Raw genomic sequence first — 21063 nt, 5'->3', positions numbered from 1 at the left:
TCACTTCTTCGCTTTTCTGCGCTTATCCAAATCCTTAATCAGCTTGTTCACACCGTCATCGGCAAACATCTTTTCAAGGGTGGTGGAGAGCTTGCGCCGCCAGTTTTTGTACTGATAGCTGGTGCCCGGAATGTTCACCGGCTCCGCCATTCCCAGCCAGTCCTCGGGTTGCAGGCCCAGCAGGGCGCTATTGCTGTCGGCGATGTAGCGCTGCATGCCGCGATTCAGGGTTGCCGTCATCGCCATCAGCGAGGCTTTATGCCCGGCGCGTTTTGGCAGGCAGCCGTGCTTATGCAGCGCATCCAGTAGCCCCTGTTTGGCCAGCTCGCGGTCCTGATACAGCCCGCGCAGCACCACTTCGTCTGGATATAACCCTAACGTTTTGCCGAGCGTGAGATCACCGCTCTCCCAGTAGCCTCGCAGCGTAGGAAGATCATGCGTTGTCGCGACAGCCATTGATTGTTGAGGGTACGCTTGCGGCGAACGGAACGTCTTCTCATGGTCACTTTCGAAATAGAGTACTTTGTATGAATAAACGCCACTCTCGCGTAATTTACTGACGATTTCAACCGGCACAGTGCCGAGATCTTCGCCAATGACCATGCAGTTGTGACGCTGGCTTTCCAGCGCGAGGATCGACAGCAGATCGTCCACCGGGTAATGCACATAGGCACCGTGATCCGCCGTTTCACCGTAAGGGATCCACCACAGGCGCAGCACGGACATCACGTGGTCGATACGCAGCGCGCCGCAGTTTTGCATATTGGCGCGCAGCAGATCCATAAACGGCTCGTACCCGCGCGCGACCATCACATGCGGGTCCATCGGCGGCAATCCCCAGTTCTGTCCCAGCGGGCCGAGGATATCCGGCGGGGCGCCGACGGAAGCTTTCAGGCAGTAAAGCTCGCGGTCGCACCAGGTTTCGGCTCCGCCTTCCGCCACGCCTACGGCCAGATCGCGATACAGACCAATCGGCATGTCGTAGCCCTGGCTCTCCTGCCAGCAGGCGGCAAACTGACTGTACGCCAGCCACTGCAGCCACAGGAAAAAGTCCACTTCATCGGCGTGTTGCTTGCAGAAGGCTTTCACCTCCGGCGAGTCCACCGACTGATAGGCTTCCGGCCACACCGGCCAGCCCCAGCGCATTTCGTCCTCTTTCACCTGATACGCATGTAGCGCGTCAAACGCCGCCTGCCAGAAGAGGCTTTCGCCTTCCTGGGCGACGAACTGACGGAACGCTTTCATCTGGTCGTCCGTGCGCTTTGCAAAGCCTTTCCAGGCCATACGCAGGGCAGCCATTTTCAGGGCCGTCACCGTCGCATAGTCGACCCAGTCGGCTTCACGCACCTGTTTCAGCGTCTGCTGCGTAGTGGTGAGATTCCACCACACCTGGGCCTCTTTGCTTTTCCTGAAATCCTCCAGCGCGTTGACGTCGATATAAATCACATTCAGCCAACGGCGGGACGACGGACTATACGGGCTGGCGCTTTCCGGGTTCGCCGGATAGAGAGCGTGGATCGGGTTGAGACCGATAAAGGCCCCGCCGCGCTTGCCCACCTCCGCCAGCATATTTTTCAGATCGCCGAAATCGCCGATCCCCCAGTTTTCATTCGAACGTAGCGTGTAAAGCTGCACGCAGGCGCCCCACAGCTTTTTTCCGTCGAGCAGCGCCTGCGGCTCGTAGCAGCGTTTCGGCGCGATGATCACCCGGCAGTGATAGCGCTTATCATCCTGCGTCAGCGTCAGGGTGTGGTAGCCGTGCGGCAGTTTTGCCGGAAGGGTGAGATTTTTCCCGCCCGTCGCATGGCCCTTATGCTGCTGGCCCTCTTCGGTGGTTAACAGCCAGCTGAATTCGCCGCGGCCTTCCACCAGCAACGCCATCTTCTTACCGGCTGTGAACACTTTCACCACCGGCACCGGCGCTACCGCCGCTTTCGCGGCGGGCGTTGTTTTGTGCATGGCGTCCAGCAAACGTCGTTTGGTTTCAGCGCCAATTGACTGTGGTTTGCCGTGAGCATTGATGTAACTGGGGCTGATCCCCGCCGCCAGGGCGGCATTATCCAGACGTTTGCTGTCCATCGCGCTTCCTTAGCGTTTTGCCTGCCAGATACGGGCCTGATAATCACGGATTGAACGGTCAGAGCTGAACATCCCGCAGCGCGCGGTATTCAGAATACATGCGCGCGTCCAGGCGTCCTGATCGCGGTACAGCACATCCACCTGCTTCTGCGCTTCAACGTAGGCCGCGAAATCAGCCATTACCAGATATGGATCGCCGCCCTGTTTGCCGATGCTGTGCAGCATCTGGTCGAAGGCGTGTTTGTCGCCGTCGCTGTATTTGCCGCTTTCCAGCTCCTTCAGCACTGCATCCAGAACCTTGTCTTTCTTGCGCCATTTCACCGGATCGTAGCCTTTGGCTTTGAGGGCTTTCACCTCCTCGACCGTGTGACCGAAGATAAAGATATTTTCTTCACCTACCTGCTCGGCGATCTCGACGTTCGCGCCGTCCAGCGTGCCGACGGTTAAGGCACCGTTCAGGGCCAGCTTCATGTTACCGGTGCCGGACGCCTCTTTGCCCGCAGTCGAAATCTGCTCGGAGATATCCGCCGCCGGGATCAGCATTTCCGCTGCGGACACGCAGTAATCCGGCAGGAACACCACTTTCAACTTGTCGCCCACCTGCGGATCGTTGTTCACCGCTTCAGCCACTTTGTTAATGGCGAGGATAATGTTCTTCGCCAGGTAGTAGCCCGGCGCCGCTTTGGCACCGAAGAGGAACACGCGCGGCACGCGGTTCGCGTTCGGGTTTTCGCGGATCTCTTTGTACAGCGCCAGAATATGCAGCAGGTTCAGGTGCTGACGTTTGTACTCGTGCAGGCGTTTGATCTGGATATCAAAAATCGCGTTCGGGTTGATTTCAATCCCCGTACGCACTTTCACGAACGCCGCGAGGCGCACTTTGTTCTCTTGTTTGATGGCCTGGTATTTCTGACGGAACTTGGCATCGTCAGCCTGCTTTTCCAGGTTGATCAGCTGGTCGAGATCGTTGGCCCACTCTTTCTTCAGCGTTTTATCCAGCAGCGCGGCGAGAGCCGGGTTGCACTGTTTGATCCAGCGACGCGGCGTAATGCCGTTGGTGACGTTATGGAATTTGTTCGGCCAGAGCTGGTGATATTCCGGGAACAGATCTTTAACCACCAGATCCGAGTGCAGCGCCGCCACGCCGTTCACCGCAAAACCGCTGACCACGCACATGTTCGCCATGCGGACCTGTTTGTCGTGCACCACCGCCAGTTTCGCCCAGACCGCTTTATCGCCCGGCCAGGTTTTCGTCACCAGCACTTTGAACCGATCGTTGATCTGATTGATGATCTGCATATGGCGCGGCAGCAGCGCTTTCACCAGTTTCTCATCCCAGCACTCCAGCGCCTCTGGCATCAGGGTGTGGTTGGTGTAGGCGAAGGTTTTGCTGGTGATTGCCCAGGCCGCGTCCCAACTCAGCTGGTGCTCATCAAGCAGCACGCGCAGCAGTTCTGGAATGGCGATGGTTGGGTGGGTATCGTTGAGCTGAATCACTTCGTAATCCGCCAGCTCTGACAGCTTACGCCCCGCCAGATGATGGCGCCGCAGGATATCCGCCACAGAGCAGGCGCACTGGAAATACTGCTGCATCAGGCGCAGCTTTTTGCCCGCCAGATGGTTGTCGTTCGGGTAGAGCACTTTAGTCAGTTTTTCGGCGTCGATACCCTGCTGCTCGGCACGCAGGAAATCGCCGTCGTTAAATTTGGTCAGGTTGAACGGATGGGCGTGCTTCGCCTGCCACAGACGTAACGGCTGCGCCACGCCGTTGCGATAGCCCAGCACCGGCAGATCCCAGGCTTCACCGGTGATCACAAAACCCGGCTCCCAGTGGCCCTGTTTAGACACTTTCCCGCCGATACCCACCTGCACATCGAGTTGTGCGTTGTGGCGGAACCACGGATAGCTGCCGCGATGCCAGTCGTCCGGCGCTTCAATCTGATTCCCGTCGTTAAAGGACTGACGGAACAGGCCGTACTGGTAGTTCAGACCATACCCGATAGCGGATTGCCCCACCGTCGCCATGGAATCCAGGAAACAGGCCGCCAGACGCCCTAACCCGCCGTTACCTAAACCGGGGTCGGTCTCTTCTTCCAGCAGATCGGTCAGGTTAACGCTGTGCTCGCTGAGTACGTCGCTTACCTCCTGATACCAGCCGAGGTTCAGCAGGTTGTTGCCGGTCAGACGACCGATCAGGAACTCCATCGAGATGTAGTTCACATGACGCTGGTTTTTCACCGGTTTCGCCGCAGGCTGAGCACTGAGCAGTTCGGCCAGCGCACCGCTCACGGCCTGCCACCACTGATGAGACGTCATGTCTTCGGCTGCAGACAAACCAAATCGCTGCCACTGACGCGTCAGGGCAGCCTGAAATTGAGCTTTGTTGAAGGTAGGCTGAGACATAGGGAATCGGCATCCTGTAGAGAAAGAAAAGATAATGGCGCTAGTGTGCCAGGCTCATTCCGGCTCTTCCTCCTCCTGCCAAGGATTAGACAGGGAGGAGTAGCGGGGATGAGCGCAAAAGTGTGATCAAGGCCACTCTGTGAGCATAGAACGAGTGTGCCAATACGGCGCGAGGATAAACGGGAAGAGTGTCAAAAAAATGAAATGCAGTTTCGGATGAAATTAATAACAGCAGAAATGATTGCTTACCAGGAATAATATTTCTTGCTTTTAGGCCTTTCTCAGAGGGTTATTTTCCAGGAATAACTATACCGGTTATTTATTAACTTCGTGATGAGAATCGCCTAATGAAACCAGTTTCAGGATAAGCGCACTAAATGCATACAAGCCAGCATCCATGCGGGATATAGGGCATCTAAGAAAGTTCCCGGTCAATGAGAAATAATTTTGTGACAGAGTGCAAATTAAGGGATAGAAAAGACGGACATAACTTGCAATAGTTCCTTTTCTGGCCGACCTTATATCTATTAATTACGAAGCGCAAAAAAAATCGATTTTCCTCGTTTCCCCACAGTGAAGTGAAAAACTTATGTTGATTCCGTCCAAATTAAGTCGCCCGGTTCGTCTTGACCATACTGTGGTCCGCGAACGTCTGCTGGCGAAACTTTCCGGCGCGAATAATTTCCGACTGGCGCTGGTTACGAGTCCTGCAGGTTATGGAAAAACAACGCTCATCTCACAGTGGGCCGCAGGCAAAAGCGATTTAGGCTGGTACTCCCTTGATGAGGGCGATAACCAGCAGGAGCGCTTTGCCAGCTACCTGATCGCCGCCATACAGCAGGCGACTAACGGGCATTGCGTCACCAGCGAAGTGATGGTGCAAAAACGCCAGTACGCTAGCCTCTCCTCCCTGTTCGCCCAACTGTTCATTGAGCTGGCCGAATGGCATCGCCCGCTGTTCCTGGTGATTGACGATTATCACCTGATCACCAATCCGGTGATCCACGAATCCATGCGTTTCTTCCTGCGCCATCAGCCGGAGAACCTGACCCTGGTGGTACTGTCACGTAATCTGCCGCAGTTGGGAATTGCCAACCTGCGCGTGCGCGATCAGCTGCTCGAAGTGGGCAGCCAACAGCTGGCCTTTAACCATCAGGAAGCGAAACAGTTCTTTGACTGCCGCCTCAGCTCGCCGATTGAAGCCTCTGAAAGCAGCCGCCTGTGCGACGACGTAGCCGGCTGGGCAACCGCGTTGCAACTCATCGCCCTCTCAGCGCGTCAGAATAACAGCCCGACGCATCAGTCTGCGCGCCGCCTGGCAGGCATTAATGCCAGCCACCTGTCCGATTATCTGGTCGACGAAGTGCTGAACAGCGTTGACCCGGCGACCCGCCAGTTCCTGCTGAAAAGCTCGCTGCTGCGCTCCATGAACGATGCGCTGATTGTGCGCGTCACTGGCGAAGACAACGGCCAGATGCGCCTCGAAGAGATTGAACGTCAGGGGCTGTTCCTGCAACGCATGGACGACTCCGGCGAATGGTTCAGCTTCCACCCGCTGTTTGGCAATTTCCTGCGCCAGCGCTGTCAGTGGGAAATGGCCACCGAATTACCCGACGTCCACCGCTCCGCAGCAGAGAGCTGGATGGCACAAGGCTTCCCAAGCGAAGCGATCCACCACGCGCTTGCCGCCGGTGACGCCAACATGCTGCGCGATATCCTGCTCAACCACGCCTGGGGCCTGTTCAACCACAGCGAGCTGACGCTGCTTGAAGAGTCACTCCGCGCCCTGCCGTGGGAAAGCCTGCTGGAAAATCCGCGTCTTGTCCTGTTGCAGGCGTGGCTGATGCAGAGTCAGCACCGCTACAGCGAAGTGAATACCCTGCTGGCCCGCGCCGAACAAGAGATGAAAGGCGAGATGGACGGTACGCTGCACGGCGAATTTAACGCCCTCCGCGCGCAGGTGGCCATCAACGATGGTGACCAGGAAGAGGCCGAACGTCTGGCGATGATCGCCCTCGACGAGCTGCCGCTGGCGAACTATTACAGCCGCATTGTCGCCACCTCGGTCCACGGGGAAGTGCTGCACTGCAAAGGGGATCTCACCCGTTCTCTGTCGCTGATGCAGCAGACGGAGCAGATGTCCCGCCGCCATGATGTCTGGCATTACGCCCTGTGGAGCATGATCCAGCAGAGCGAAATCTTATTTGCTCAGGGGTTCTTGCAAGCCGCCTGGGAGACACAGGAAAAAGCGTTCCAGCTGATTCAGGATCAACACCTGGAACAGCTGCCGATGCACGAGTTCCTGCTGCGCATTCGCGCACAGCTGCTGTGGGCCTGGGCGCGTCTCGATGAGGCCGAAGCCTCTGCCCGTCATGGCGTTGACGTCCTTTCCACCTTCCAGCCGCAGCAGCAGCTGCAATGTCTGGCGCTGCTGGTGCAGTGCTCGCTGGCGCGCGGCGATCTGGATAACGCCCGCAACCATCTGAACCGTCTGGAAAACCTGCTGGGCAATGGTCAGTACCATAGCGACTGGGTTTCCAACGCCGATAAAGTCCGGGTGATTTACTGGCAAATGATCGGCGATAAGAAATCAGCCGCCAACTGGCTGCGTCAGACGCCAAAACCGGAATTTGCCAATAACCACTTCCTGCAAAGCCAGTGGCGCAACATCGCCCGCGCGCAGATCCTGCTCGGTGAGTTTGAGCCTGCGGAAATTGTGCTCGAAGAGCTGAACGAAAACGCCCGCAGTCTGCGTCTGATGAGCGATCTGAACCGCAACCTGCTGCTGCTCAATCAGCTTTACTGGCAGGCAGGGCGGAAAAATGACGCGCAGCGCGTGTTGTTGGAAGCACTACAGCTGGCGAACCGCACCGGATTTATCAGCCACTTTGTGATTGAAGGCGAAACGATGGCGCAGCAACTGCGTCAGCTGATTCAACTCAACACCCTGCCGGAGCTGGATCAGCACCGCGCCCAGCGTATTCTGCGAGAGATTAATCAGCATCATCGCCATAAGTTCGCGCATTTTGATGAGAACTTTGTCGAACGTCTGCTGAACCACCCGGAAGTGCCGGAGCTGATTCGCACCAGCCCGCTCACCCAGCGTGAATGGCAGGTTCTGGGGCTGATTTATTCGGGTTACAGCAACGAACAGATTGCGGGCGAGCTGGCGGTCGCGGCGACCACCATCAAAACCCATATTCGCAATTTGTATCAGAAACTCGGCGTGGCGCATCGTCAGGATGCGGTGCAGCATGCGCAGCAATTGTTGAAAATGATGGGTTACGGCGTGTAATGCAATGCCCGGCGGCGGGACGTTTGCCGGGCCTGCGATTAAGTCAGTCGGGAGGCGCCGCCGCCCGCACCGGGATTAGCACAACTCTAACTGAACGTTATTGTCCTTAATCACCTGCAACACCCCCGCTGGCGGCATTACATCGGTGTACACGGCATTGACCATGCTGATGCTGCCCATATTTACCATCGCGTTACGGCCAAATTTCGAGTGATCTACCACCAGCATGACGTGGCGCGAGTTGTCGATAATCGCCCGTTTGGTGCGCACTTCATGGTAATCAAACTCCAGCAGAGAACCATCGCTGTCGATGCCGCTGATCCCAAGGATGCCGAAATCGAGGCGGAACTGGGAGATAAAATCGAGCGTCGCTTCACCAATGATTCCGCCGTCGCGGCTGCGCAACTCGCCACCCGCCAGAATGATGCGGAAATCTTCTTTCTGCATCAGGGTATTGGCGACGTTAAGGTTGTTGGTGACCACGCGCAGGTTTTCATGGTTGAGCAACGCATGGGCCACCGCTTCTGGCGTCGTGCCGATATCAATAAACAGCGTCGCGCCGTTGGGGATCTGGCTCGCGACTTTGGCGGCAATACGCTCTTTCTCTGCGGTTTGCGTCGCCTTACGGTCATGCCATGAGGTATTCACCGAGCTGGACGGCAGGGCCGCGCCGCCGTGATGGCGCAGAATACGGTTCTGATCGGCCAGATCGTTTAAATCACGACGAATTGTTTGCGGGCTGACGGCGAATTGCTCCACCAGCTCTTCGGTGCTGACGTATCCCTGCTTTTTAACCAGTTCGATAATGGCGTCATGACGTTGCGTTTGTTTCATGAAATATCCCTGGGAATTATGTTCGTTTTCGCGCATTCAGCGTATCAGCAAAGGCCATCACCAGCCCCACGCCCAGCCCGGCAACGTGTGCGCCATTGGCGATAGACATACCAAACAGATCAAACCATCCGGCAATGAGCCATATTAATGCAAAGGTGATTAACCCGCGTTGCAGATAGATGCCGCTTTGTGGGTCGCGCTCGCCGCGCAGCCAGACATAGCCCATTAACGCATACACCACGCCGGACAAACCGCCGAACCACGGGCCGCTAAACTTGTGCTGCACATAGCCGCTCAGCAGGGCGCTGATCACGGTGATGACGACAAGTTTACCGGTGCCGAGGCGCTTCTCAACGGCACCACCGAGATACCACCACCACAGCAGGTTAAAGAGGATATGCAGCACCGAGAAGTGCATCAGGGCATGGCTGAAGTAACGCCAGACGTCAAACTGCACCGAAGCGTCATACGGCCAGGCCAGGGCAATCATCACCTGCTGATCGCCCACCACGTTCATGATGATAAACACCAGAATACAGGCCGCCATCAGCAGCAGGGTAAACGGCCCGGCGCGCTCGCGCACGGTGGCTAAGAAAGGGAAACGCTGATAATGCAGCCCGCTGTCCGTATGGCCGGAGGTCCAGCTGGCCGCCAGATAGCGCGGGTCCGCAGGGTTTTCAAGAAAGCGCGCCAGCTCGGTGTTAACAAAATTCGCCTGGCTTTCATCAGCAAGCCAGACATCGGTTTGCGTATGCTGTTGAATCGTCAGGATCACACCCTGCGTCGCCATATAATCGACAAACGCCTGAGCGACGCGCGGGTTCGTAAAAGAGGTAATCATCAACATGGGCGGCAGTCGCTTATTTCCGTACAAAAGAGGACAGTATAACTGCGTCAGCCGCCAAAGGCGTGTTCTACTTCCGCCGGAAAATGACGATGCCAGGCGTCGAAGCCGCCATCGACGCTGTATACCGCGTCATAACCCTGCTGGAGCAGGTATTGCGCGGCACCTTTACTGCTGTTGCCGTGGTAGCACATCACCATCACTGGCGTTTCAAAATCGTTATCGCGCATAAACGCGCCCAGGCTATCGTTCGTCAGATGAAACGCGCCCGGCGTGTGGCCCATCGCAAAACTTTGCGGATCGCGGATATCCACCAGCACCGCCTTTCCCTGGTGCATCTTCTGATGGGCTTCTTCTACATTAATGCATTCAAACTGTTCCATTCGATTCTCTTCGTTTTTCAGGTTTGGTGCGCTCTCCCGCAGGAAGAGGGGAAAACTATTTTACCCCGTAGTGTACGTCCTGGCGGCGGCGAAACGCCATTATGTTATCTCTATCACTCAAAATTGTTTTTTTGATGTTACCAAAAGAGCGTTCCTTTGCTATTATGAGCGATATCGAACATTTCTGAGCTTTAACGAAAGTGCGTGAGGGTGATATGGAAACCAAAGATCTGATTGTGATAGGCGGTGGCATTAACGGTGCCGGTATTGCGGCGGATGCTGCAGGACGCGGATTATCTGTACTGATGCTGGAAGCCAACGATCTCGCCTGCGCGACGTCGTCCGCCAGCTCCAAACTGATCCACGGTGGCCTGCGCTACCTTGAGCACTACGAGTTCCGCCTGGTCAGCGAAGCGCTGGCGGAGCGTGAAGTGCTGCTGAAAATGGCCCCTCACCTGGCGATTCCGATGCGTTTCCGTCTGCCTCATCGCCCGCATCTTCGTCCGGCATGGATGATCCGAATTGGTCTGTTTATGTACGATCATCTGGGTAAACGTACCAGTCTGCCGGGATCGACTGGTTTGCGTTTTGGCTCAGAATCGGTTCTGAAACCGGAAATCGTGCGCGGATTCGAATATTCCGACTGCTGGGTAGACGATGCGCGTCTGGTGCTGGCGAACGCCCAGATGGTCGTAAAGAAAGACGGCGAGGTGAAAACCCGCACTCGCGCCACCGCTGCACGCCGTGAAAACGGGCTGTGGATTGTGGAAGCCGAAGATATCGATACCGGCGAGAAATTCAGCTGGCAGGCGCGCGGCCTGGTGAACGCCACTGGCCCGTGGGTGAAACAGTTCTTTGACGACGGCATGAAATTGCCTTCGCCGTACGGCATCCGCCTGATCAAGGGCAGCCATATCGTTGTTCCGCGCGTACACACCCAGAAGCAGGCCTACATCCTGCAAAACGAAGATAAGCGTATCGTGTTTGTGATCCCGTGGATGGACGAGTTTTCAATCATCGGCACCACCGACGTGGAGTACAAAGGCGATCCGAAGAACGTTGAAATCGACGAGAGCGAAATCGGCTACCTGCTGAAAGTCTATAACGCCCACTTTAAGAAACAGCTGGGCCGCGATGACGTGGTCTGGACTTACTCCGGCGTGCGTCCGCTGTGCGATGACGAATCTGATTCCCCGCAGGCGATCACCCGTGACTATACGCTCGATATTCATGACGTTGACGGCCAGGCGCCGCTGCTGTCGGTCTTTGGCGGCAAGCTGACGACCTACCGTAAGCTGGCGGAACATGCGCTGGAAAAACTGACGCCGTACTACAAAGGTATCGGCCCGGCGTGGACCAAAGGCGCGACGCTGCCTGGCGGTGATATCGGCAGCGACCGCGATGACTTTGCGGCAAAACTGCGCCGCCGTTATCCGTTTATTACCGAATCCATGGCACGCCATTACGCGCGCACTTACGGTAGCAATACCGAGTGGATTCTGGGGGAAGCGAAAACGCTCGCCGATCTCGGTGAACATTTTGGTCATGAGTTGTATGAAGCGGAGCTGCGTTACCTGGTCGAGCACGAGTGGGTGCGCCGTCTGGACGATGCCATCTGGCGTCGTACCAAAGAGGGGATGTGGCTGGATGCGGAGCAGCAATCGCGCGTGGCGCAGTGGCTGGCCCAACATGCGGGAAAGCGTAAATTGTCACTGGCATCGTAATGCCCCGCCCTCCCACACAGCGTGAGGGCGAAGACATAAAAAACGGCAACTTACGTTGCCGTTTTGCATTTACAACCGTACCGGATCGATATGCCAAATGGTCTCGGCATACTCTTTGATGGTCCTGTCGGATGAGAAATAGCCCATGTTGGCGATATTGAGCATCGCTTTGGTGGCCCACTCCTCCTGATGGCGATACAGCTCGTCCACCTTGTCCTGGCAATCCACATAGCTGCGATAATCCGCCAGCACCTGATAGTGATCGCCGAAGTTAATCAGGGAATCCACCAGATCGCGATAGCGGCCAGGCTCTTCCGGGTTAAACAGGCCGGTGGCAATCTGCGTCAGCACTTCGCGCAGCTCTTCATCCTGCTCGTAATACTCGCGTGGTTTGTAGCCCTGCTTGCGCAGCTCCTCCACCTCTTCCGCCGTATTCCCGAAGATAAAGATATTGTCCGCACCGACGTGCTCCAGCATCTCGACGTTAGCACCGTCCAGCGTGCCGATGGTCAGCGCGCCGTTCAGTGCAAACTTCATGTTACTGGTCCCGGACGCCTCGGTCCCCGCGAGCGAAATCTGCTCGGAGAGATCCGCCGCCGGAATGATCAGCTGCGCCAGGCTCACGCTGTAGTTGGGAATGAAGACGATCTTCAGTTTGTCGCCAATCTGCGGATCGTTGTTGATCACCTTCGCCACGTCGTTGATGAGGTGAATGATGTGCTTCGCCATGTAGTACGCCGAGGCGGCCTTACCGGCAAAAATGTTCACACGCGGCACCCACTCCGCCGTCGGATCGGCTTTGATGCGGTTGTAGCGGGTGATCACATGCAGCACGTTCATCAGCTGACGTTTGTACTCGTGAATACGTTTAATCTGCACGTCAAACAGCGCTTTCGGATTCGCGATGACGTTCAGGTGCTGAGCCATGTACACCGCGAGGCGCTTTTTGTTCAGCAGCTTGGCGTCGCGTACCGCTTTGTTCACCGTCGGGAAATCGGCGTGCTGTTCCAGTTCGCTCAGTTGACTGAGATCGGTACGCCAGGTGCGACCGATGTTTTCGTCCAGCACCTCTGAGAGCGGTTGGTTCGCCAGCGCCAGCCAACGGCGAGGCGTGACGCCGTTAGTGACGTTGCAGAAGCGCATCGGGAAGATTTTCGCGAAGTCAGCAAACAGCGACTGCACCATCAGGTTCGAGTGCAGCTCGGACACCCCGTTCACCTTGTGGCTGATCACCACCGCCAGCCACGCCATACGCACGCGACGGCCATTGGACTCATCGATAATCGACGTGCGGCTCAACAGCCCGGTGTCGTTCGGATATTGCTCCTGGAGCGTTTTCAGGAAGTAGTCGTTAATTTCAAAGATGATCTGCAGATGGCGCGGCAGGATCTTGCCGAGCATGTCGACCGGCCAGGTCTCCAGCGCTTCGCTCATCAGCGTATGGTTGGTGTAAGAGAACACCTGACAGGTCACTTCGAACGCCTCGTCCCAGCTGAACTTGTGCTCATCCATCAGCAGGCGCATCAGTTCGGGAATCGACAGCACCGGGTGGGTGTCGTTGAGGTGAACTGCGGTCTTTTCGGCCAGGTTGTTGTAGGTTTTGTGCAGCTGATAGTGGCGGCTCAAAATGTCCTGGATAGTCGACGATACCAGGAAATACTCCTGACGCAGACGCAGTTCGCGCCCGGAGTAGGTGGAGTCATCCGGATACAGCACGCGTGACACGTTTTCGGAGTGGTTTTTGTCTTCCACCGCCGCGAAGTAGTCGCCCTGGTTGAATTTACCGAGGTTGATTTCGCTACTGGCCTGGGCGTTCCACAGACGCAATGTATTGGTGGCATCGGTGTCATAGCCGGGGATAATCTGATCGTAAGCGACTGCCAGGATCTCTTCGGTCTCCAGCCAGCGGCTCTTTTTGCCTTCGAGCTGCACGCGGCCACCAAAGCGCACTTTGTAGCGCGTATTGTGGCGTTTAAATTCCCACGGATTGCCGTACTCCAGCCAGTAATCCGGCGACTCTTTCTGCCGCCCGTCGACGATGTTCTGCTTGAACATGCCGTAATCGTAGCGAATCCCGTACCCGCGCCCCGGTAGGGCCAGCGTCGCCAGCGAATCGAGGAAGCACGCCGCCAGACGGCCCAGACCACCGTTGCCTAAACCGGGGTCGTTCTCTTCATCAATCAGCTCTTCTAAATCTAACCCCATCTCTTCCAGTGCGTTTTTGACATCGTCGTAAATCCCGAGCGATAACAGCGCGTTGGAAAGGGTGCGGCCAATCAAAAACTCCATCGACAGGTAGTAGACCTGACGGGTTTCCTGCGAGAGCTGGGCGCGGTTCGAGCGCAGCCAGCGTTCGACCAGACGGTCACGCACGGCAAACAGCGTGGCGTTCAGCCACTCGTGCTTGTTGGCGATCACCGGATCTTTCCCGATGGTAAACATCAGCTTATAGGCGATGGAATGCTTTAACGCCTCTACGCTAAGTGTCGGGGATGCATAACTAAAAGGTGCATTCATATCAGTGACTCCGCCTTATGACATCAAGCGTTGATAAAGATCGCGGTACGACTGCGCCGCAACGTGCCAGCTAAAGTCCATCGCCATCGCCTGGCGTTGCACGAAACGCCACAAAGAGGGACGCGACCACAGAACAAATGCCCGCCGAATCGCCCGCAGCAGCGACCAGGCATTGCTGTCTTCAAAGGCAAAACCGGTGGCGATGCCGTCCGCCAGATTCTCCAGCGACGTATCCGATACGGTATCGGCCAGCCCACCGGTGCGGCGCACCAGCGGCAGCGTGCCGTACTTGAGTCCATACAGCTGGGTTAAGCCACACGGCTCAAAGCGGCTTGGCACCAGGATGACATCCGCGCCGCCCATAATGCGGTGCGAGAACGCCTCGTGATAACCAATCTGCACGCCGACCTGCCCCGGATGTTCGGCGGCAGCGGCAAGGAAACCTTCCTGCAACACCGGATCGCCTGCCCCCAGCAGCGCCAGTTGACCGCCCTGCTCCAGCAGCCCCGGCAGCGCTTCCAGCACCAGATCCAGCCCTTTCTGGCTGGTCAGGCGGCTGACCACGGCGAATAGCGGCACTTTGTCGTTCACCTTCAGCCCCATCGCAATCTGCAGCTGGCGTTTGTTTTCCGCTTTGTCTTCCACCGAATCACGGTTGTAGCGCGAGGCCAGCAAAAGGTCCGTTTCCGGACTCCAGATTTTTTCATCCACGCCGTTGAGGATCCCCGACAGGCGTCCTTCGCGATGACGCTGACGCAACAGCCCTTCCATGCCGTAGCCAAACTCCGGCTCGGTGATTTCGCGTGCGTAAGTCGGGCTGACCGCCGTGATGTGATCGGCGTAGTACAGCCCCGCTTTCAGGAACGAAATCTGACCGTTAAACTCCAGCCCGTGCATGTTATAGAACGACCATGGCAGATCGATGTCATTCATATGATGGGCGTAGTACATGCCCTGATACGCCAGGTTGTGCACCGTAAAGACCGACTTTGCCGGGTGGCCGCGCGCCGCCAGATAGGCGGGAGCCAGCCCTGCGTGCCAGTCGTGCGCGTGGACGATCTCCGGGCGCCAGAAGGGATCGAGTCCGACCGCCATTTCAGCGCCCACCCACCCGAGCAACGCAAAACGCAGCACGTTGTCCGTATAGGCGAATAAGTTCGTATCGTGGTACGGGCTCCCTGGACGATCGTACAAATGCGGCGCATCAATCAGATAAATGCCGACGCCATTGTAATGGCCAAACAGCAGGGTGATGCGCCCGGCGAACGTGTCGCGACGGCTCACCACCTGCGCGTCGGGAATGCCACGGCGGAGATCAGGAAAAGCCGGCAGCAGCACGCGGGTGTCGATACCTTCCGCAATTTGCGCCGCCGGGAGTGCGCCCAGTACATCCGCCAGCCCGCCCGTTTTCAGCAGCGGGAACATCTCAGAACATACATGTAAAACCTGCATTATCGCTCCTGTTTGACCTGCAGTTTGCGCAGCATTTCGCGCGTGACCAGCACGATGCCTTCTTCTGAGCGGTAGAAGCGGCGAGCGTCTTCCTCCGCATTCTCTCCAATCACCATCCCTTCCGGGATCACACAGGCACGGTCGATAACACAGCGACGCAAACGACACGAGCGCCCCACCCACACATCCGGTAGCAGTACCGACGAATCGATATTGCAGAAGGAGTTCACCCGCACGCGCGGGAAGAGCACCGACTGCACCACCACTGAGCCAGAAATAATGCACCCGCCCGACACCAGCGAGTTCAGCGTCATGCCGTGGCTACCGGAACGATCCTGCACAAATTTGGCCGGCGGCAGCGATTCCATGTGCGTGCGAATCGGCCAGTTCTGGTCGTACATATCCAGTTCCGGGGTGACGGAGGCTAAATCGAGGTTCGCCTTCCAGTACGCTTCAAGCGTACCCACGTCGCGCCAGTACGGCTCGGCATCCGGGTCAGACTGCACGCAGGACAGCGGGAAGGGATGTGCATAAGCCATGCCAGCTTTGGTGATTTTCGGGATGATATCTTTGCCGAAGTCGTGGCTCGAATTCTCGTCCTTGTCGTCCTCTTCCAGCAGTTCATAAAGGTAATCGGCATCAAAGATATAGATGCCCATACTGGCGAGGGATTTGGTGGCGTCCGTCGGCATGGTCGGCGGGTTGGCCGGTTTCTCGACGAAATCGATAATCTTGTCATTCTCGTCCACGTCCATGACGCCGAACGCCGTCGCTTCAGCAACGGGCACCGGCAGACACGCCACGGTGCAACGCGCCCCTTTTTCGACGTGGTCGATGAGCATGTGCGAGTAGTCTTGCTTATAGATATGGTCGCCCGCGAGGATCACGATGTATTCCGCGCCGTAGCGGCGAATGATGTCGAGGTTTTGCGTCACCGCATCAGCCGTGCCGCGATACCAGTTTTCACCGTGTACGCGCTGCTGCGCCGGAAGCAGATCGACAAACTCGTTCATCTCTTCGCTGAAAAATGACCAGCCGCGCTGGATGTGCTGCACCAGGGTGTGCGACTGATACTGAGTAATCACGCCGATACGGCGAATACCGGAGTTCAGGCAGTTGGATAATGCAAAATCGATAATACGGAACTTACCACCAAAGTGAACGGCAGGCTTAGCACGCTTGATTGTCAAATCTTTCAGACGGGTACCACGTCCACCAGCAAGTATCAGCGCGACCGTTTTTAAGGGTAACTGGCGCGCCAACATCAAGGGATCGTTCTTCTCTAATCTCACCATGACTAACTCCTTTTTTATCATCTTTGGAATACGCACACTCCGTGTGCAGGCCCGTGCCAGACAGCCATTACCACCGGATTATCCACTCCGGCAAAGGGGGAAATGGCGCGCCATTCCCCGTGAGGTAAAACAATCTCTGCGACATCGTTCGTCGCGTTTAACGTGATTAGCCAGTTATCCGAAAGCAGGATTTGCAGGCAGGGAATACCGTACTGCCACTCGTGCGCACTCAGCGGTTGCGCCTCTTTATTCAGCCAGCTGACGTTGCCGTCTCCCTCTTCCCACCAGCGATCCGCCGTGAGTGCCGGGATCTGTTGCCGAAGATGGATCAAGGCCGCTGCAAAGTGCGTTAACCCCGTGTTTGCCTGTTCCCAGTCGAGCCAGGTCAGCGCGTTATCCTGGCAATAAGCATTGTTATTGCCGTGCTGGCTATGACCAAACTCATCACCCGCCAGCAGCATTGGCGTCCCTTGCGAGAGCAACAGCGAAGTCAGCAGCGCATGCACGCTGGCGCGACGCCGCTCGATAACATCCTGACTGCCGCCTAACCCTTCTATACCATGATTAAAGCTATGGTTATTGTTAGTCCCATCGCGGTTTTCTTCGCCGTTTGCCTCATTGTGTTTCTGATTGAAACAAACACAGTCGCGAAGGGTAAAGCCGTCGTGCGCCGTCACCAGATTGACGCTGGCCGACGGTGCTCTGCCACTCTTCCTGAACACATCACTGGACGCCGCAAACCGCCCGGCGAAGTCGCCAAGAGAGAGATTTTTTTCCAGCCAAAAACGGCGCGTGGCATCGCGGAAACGATCGTTCCACTCGGCAAACAGCGGCGGGAAGTTCCCCACCTGATAACCGCCGTCACCGATATCCCACGGCTCAGCAATCAGTTTGACGCGCGACAGCACCGGACAGTTTTTAATGGCTTCAAACAAGGGAGCCTGCTGGCTGAACGCAGGCGTTCGGCCCATCACAGACGCCAGATCGAAGCGGAAACCGTCGATATGGAAGGTCTCGACCCAGGATTTCAGGCAGTGATAAGCAAAGTCTGCCACCGCCGGATGACTGAGGTTGAGCGTGTTACCGCAACCGGTCCAGTTGTGATAATCACCATCCTCCCTAATCCAATAATAGCTACGGTTATCGATTCCGCGCATTGAGAGCGTCGGTCCGTCGAGATCCAGCTCCGCGCTGTGGTTCAACACCACATCCAGAATCACTTCGATACCGGCCTGATGCAGCGCTTTTACCGCATCGCGAAACTCATCTCTGGCGCGTTCCGGATGTGAGGCGTAGCGCGGATCGAGAGCAAACATCGCCAGCGGGTTGTAGCCCCAGTAGTTGGTCAGCCCCAGGCGCAGCAGGCGCGGCTCGGAGGCAAAGTGGGCCACCGGGAGCAGCTCCAGCGCGGTGACGCCCAGGTGTTTGAGATAGGCAATCATCACCGGATGAGCGAGCGCCTTGTAGGTGCCGCGGATCTCCTGCGGGATCGCCGGATGCAGATACGTCAGCCCTTTGACGTGGGCTTCGTAGATAACCGTACTGCCCCACGGCGTCGCGGGCGGGGCGTCATCTTCCCAGTCGTAAGCATCGCTCACCACCACGCTTTTTGGCGCAATCGCCGCGCTGTCGCGAGGCTCGGGTTCGTGGTCGCCATCAAAATAGAGCGGGTTATCGGTGACCTCTCCCTCGACGCGCAGGGCGCAAGGGTCGACGAGTAATTTGGCCGGATTAAATCGTAGCCCCTGCCCCGGCTCCCACGGGCCGTGCACACGAAAACCGTAGTGCAGTCCGGGCCGTCCGTCGGCCAGATAGCCATGCCAGATGTCCCCGCTGCGTTCCGGCAGATCGTAGCGGTACTCATTACCCTCACCGTCAAACACACAGAGTTCCACCCGTTCTGCGTGGGCGGTAAAGAGGGTGAAATTCACCCCTTTGCCGTCAAACGTTGCCCCAAGCGGAGCGGGTTTGCCTGCCGTGAGTTGCGTCATTCGCCCTCCCGAACCAGCCAGATTGTCGACAGCGGTGGCAGCGTGAGGCTCAGAGAGTTTGGACGCCCGTGGCTTTCCCACTCATCGCTATGAACGCTGCCGCCGTTACCGGCGTTACTGCCGTGGTAGTGGCTGGAGTCGGTGTTGAGAATTTCACGCCATCTGCCCGGCTGATTGATGCCGAAGCGATAGTTCTGGCGCGGCACCGGCGTAAAGTTGCTGGCGACGATGATTTCATTCCCTTCCCGATCGCGGCGCACGAAGATAAACACCGAGCGCTCGTGGTCATCCACCACCAGCCACTCAAAGCCGTAGGAGTCAAAGTCCAGCTCGTGCAGGGCTTTGTGATGGCGATAGGTCAGGTTGAGGTCGCGCACCAGGCGCTGAACGCCGTGATGCCAGTTGTCGCCGCCTTCCAGCAGATGCCAGTCGAGGCTCGCATCATGGTTCCACTCGCGGCCCTGAGCGAATTCGTTGCCCATAAACAGCAGCTTTTTGCCCGGGAAGGCAAACAACCAGCCATAGTAGGCACGCAGGTTGGCAAAGCGCTGCCACGCATCGCCCGGCATGCGGTCGAGAATCGATTTTTTGCCGTGCACCACTTCATCGTGAGAGAGCGGCAGAACAAAGTTTTCGGTGTTGTTGTAGAGCATCCCGAAGGTCAGTTTGTCGTGGTGATACTGACGATAGACCGGATCGAGTTTGAAATAGTCGAGGGTGTCGTGCATCCAGCCCAGGTTCCACTTGTACCAGAAACCCAGCCCGCCCATGGCTGGCGGACGCGATACGCCGGGGAAGTCGGTCGACTCTTCGGCCATCGTCACCGCGCCTTCGACCTGCTCGCCGAGAATGCGGTTAGTGCTGCGCAGGAATTCAATGGCTTCGAGGTTTTCGCGGCCCCCGTATTCGTTCGGGATCCACTCGCCCTCTTTGCGGCTGTAGTCGCGATAGATCATCGACGCCACGGCGTCCACGCGCAGAGCGTCGATACCAAAACGTTCAATCCAGTACAGGGCGTTGCCCACCAGATAGTTCGCCACTTCGCGACGACCATAGTTGTAAATCAGGGTGTTCCAGTCCTGATGGAAGCCTTCGCGCGGATCGCTGTGCTCGTAAAGATTGGTGCCATCAAACTGAGAGAGACCAAAATCATCCGTCGGGAAATGGCCTGGCACCCAGTCGAGGATCACGCTGAGTCCGGCAGCATGGGCGGCGTTGATGAAATAGCGGAAGTCATCGCGGGTGCCGAAGCGGCGCGTCGGTGCGTAAAGGCCGGTCGGCTGATAGCCCCAGCTGCCGTCGAACGGGTGCTCGTTAATCGGCAGCAGCTCCAGATGGGTAAAGCCCATCCATTTGGCGTAGGGCACCAGCTGGTCCGCCAGTTCGCGATAGCTCAGCCAGAAATTGTTGTCCGTGTGGCGACGCCACGAGCCGAGGTGGACTTCATAAATAGAGATTGGCGCATCGAAGCGGTTAGCCTGTTTGCGCTCTTCGGTCTGTACGATTTTCTCCGGCAGACCGCAAATCAGCGACGCGGTGTCCGGGCGCATTTGCGCTTCGAAGGCGTAAGGATCGGCTTTGACCCGCAGCTGACCGTGGGCATCGATCATTTCGAATTTGTAGAGCTGGCCGTTGTGCGCGCCGGGGATAAACAGCTCCCAGATCCCCGATTCACGCCGCAGGCGCATCGGGTGGCGGCGACCGTCCCAGTAGTTGAACTGCCCGACCACCGACACGCGCTGCGCATTCGGTGCCCAGACGGAAAAACGGGTGCCGGTGATGCCATCCATCGTATCGGCATGCGCGCCCAGCGTTTCGTACGGGCGAAGGTGCGTGCCTTCGGAGAGCAGCCAGGCGTCCATCTCTTGTAACAGCGGGCCAAAACTGTAGGGATCGTCAATCAGGTTTTCATGACCATGCCAGAGCACGGCGAGCTGATAACGGAACAGGTTTTTGCGACGCGGGATCGCGCCTGAGAAGAAACCGCGCGAATCAAGGCACTCCAGCTTGCCTACCTTGCGGCCAGTTTTAGGTTCAATGACCCACACTTCGGTGGCGTCGGGCAACAGTGCGCGGACCTCCAGTCCATCCTCCGTCCTGTGCATACCCAGCACAGAAAATGGGTCAGCGAAATGACCCGCAATTAGCGCATTTATCACGTCTCTATCAATACGATCGGACATGGTATTCATCCTGTTTTTTCTAATGTCGCCCTATTTAAGCGCTCCGGTGCGACTTTTAATGTG

Annotated in this window: 12 protein-coding genes; 2 read left to right on the top strand and 10 right to left on the bottom strand. The window is 57.1% G+C overall.

Annotated features, from left to right (window positions below; genetic code table 11):
• Positions 1-2079, bottom strand: coding sequence for a 4-alpha-glucanotransferase (gene malQ, locus F153LOC_RS16055; protein ID WP_102105326.1), 2079 nt, complete (start codon positions 2077-2079; stop codon positions 1-3).
• 9 nt (positions 2080-2088) lie between these two features.
• Positions 2089-4482, bottom strand: coding sequence for a maltodextrin phosphorylase (gene malP / locus F153LOC_RS16050; RefSeq protein WP_102105325.1), 2394 nt, complete (start codon positions 4480-4482; stop codon positions 2089-2091).
• Positions 4483-5071: 589 nt separating this feature from the next.
• Between malP and malT the strand changes: the two genes are divergently transcribed.
• On the top strand, positions 5072-7777 hold the full coding sequence (gene malT, locus F153LOC_RS16045; RefSeq protein WP_100778584.1) for an HTH-type transcriptional regulator MalT: 2706 nt from the start codon (positions 5072-5074) through the stop codon (positions 7775-7777).
• A gap of 75 nt (positions 7778-7852) precedes the next feature.
• Here malT and F153LOC_RS16040 read toward each other — a convergent pair whose 3' ends face one another.
• Genes F153LOC_RS16040 through glpE form a run of 3 tightly spaced genes read right to left on the bottom strand, consistent with a single transcriptional unit; the run spans position 7853 to position 9838 of the window.
• The gene (locus F153LOC_RS16040; protein WP_100778583.1) at positions 7853-8611 is read right to left on the bottom strand and encodes a DeoR/GlpR family transcriptional regulator; all 759 of its coding nucleotides are present in this window, start codon (positions 8609-8611) and stop codon (positions 7853-7855) included.
• Positions 8612-8627: 16 nt separating this feature from the next.
• Positions 8628-9458: a rhomboid family intramembrane serine protease GlpG gene (gene glpG / locus F153LOC_RS16035; protein WP_100778582.1), complete on the bottom strand. Its 831-nt coding sequence runs from the start codon at positions 9456-9458 to the stop codon at positions 8628-8630.
• Positions 9459-9505: 47 nt separating this feature from the next.
• The gene (gene glpE, locus F153LOC_RS16030) at positions 9506-9838 is read right to left on the bottom strand and encodes a thiosulfate sulfurtransferase GlpE (RefSeq protein ID WP_100778581.1); all 333 of its coding nucleotides are present in this window, start codon (positions 9836-9838) and stop codon (positions 9506-9508) included.
• A gap of 215 nt (positions 9839-10053) precedes the next feature.
• Between glpE and glpD the strand changes: the two genes are divergently transcribed.
• Entirely contained in the window at positions 10054-11562 is a 1509-nt protein-coding gene (glpD, locus tag F153LOC_RS16025) for a glycerol-3-phosphate dehydrogenase (RefSeq protein ID WP_100778580.1), read from the top strand.
• A 69-nt stretch (positions 11563-11631) separates the two neighbouring features.
• Here the strand turns inward: glpD and glgP are convergent, their stop codons facing one another.
• The 5 genes from glgP to glgB are packed head-to-tail and all read right to left on the bottom strand — an operon-like array spanning position 11632 to position 21000.
• Positions 11632-14079 (bottom strand): glycogen phosphorylase, encoded by a 2448-nt coding sequence (glgP, locus tag F153LOC_RS16020; RefSeq protein ID WP_102105324.1) that lies wholly within the window; start codon positions 14077-14079, stop codon positions 11632-11634.
• Between the two features lie 15 nt (positions 14080-14094).
• On the bottom strand, positions 14095-15531 hold the full coding sequence (glgA, locus tag F153LOC_RS16015; protein ID WP_100778578.1) for a glycogen synthase GlgA: 1437 nt from the start codon (positions 15529-15531) through the stop codon (positions 14095-14097).
• On the bottom strand, positions 15531-16826 hold the full coding sequence (glgC, locus tag F153LOC_RS16010; protein WP_102105323.1) for a glucose-1-phosphate adenylyltransferase: 1296 nt from the start codon (positions 16824-16826) through the stop codon (positions 15531-15533). Before glgC ends, glgA begins: the two co-directional genes overlap by 1 nt.
• A 17-nt stretch (positions 16827-16843) precedes the next feature.
• The gene (glgX, locus tag F153LOC_RS16005; RefSeq protein ID WP_102105322.1) at positions 16844-18817 is read right to left on the bottom strand and encodes a glycogen debranching protein GlgX; all 1974 of its coding nucleotides are present in this window, start codon (positions 18815-18817) and stop codon (positions 16844-16846) included.
• Positions 18814-21000, bottom strand: coding sequence for a 1,4-alpha-glucan branching enzyme (gene glgB, locus F153LOC_RS16000; RefSeq protein ID WP_100778575.1), 2187 nt, complete (start codon positions 20998-21000; stop codon positions 18814-18816). The genes glgX and glgB overlap by 4 nt, the downstream gene beginning before the upstream one ends.
• Positions 21001-21063: the final 63 nt, after the last annotated feature.

Origin of the sequence: Lelliottia sp. F153 (assembly GCF_002870005.1) — a bacterium.
Lineage (GTDB): Bacteria > Pseudomonadota > Gammaproteobacteria > Enterobacterales > Enterobacteriaceae > Enterobacter > Enterobacter nimipressuralis.
This window is presented reverse-complemented; position numbering and strand designations above follow the sequence as displayed.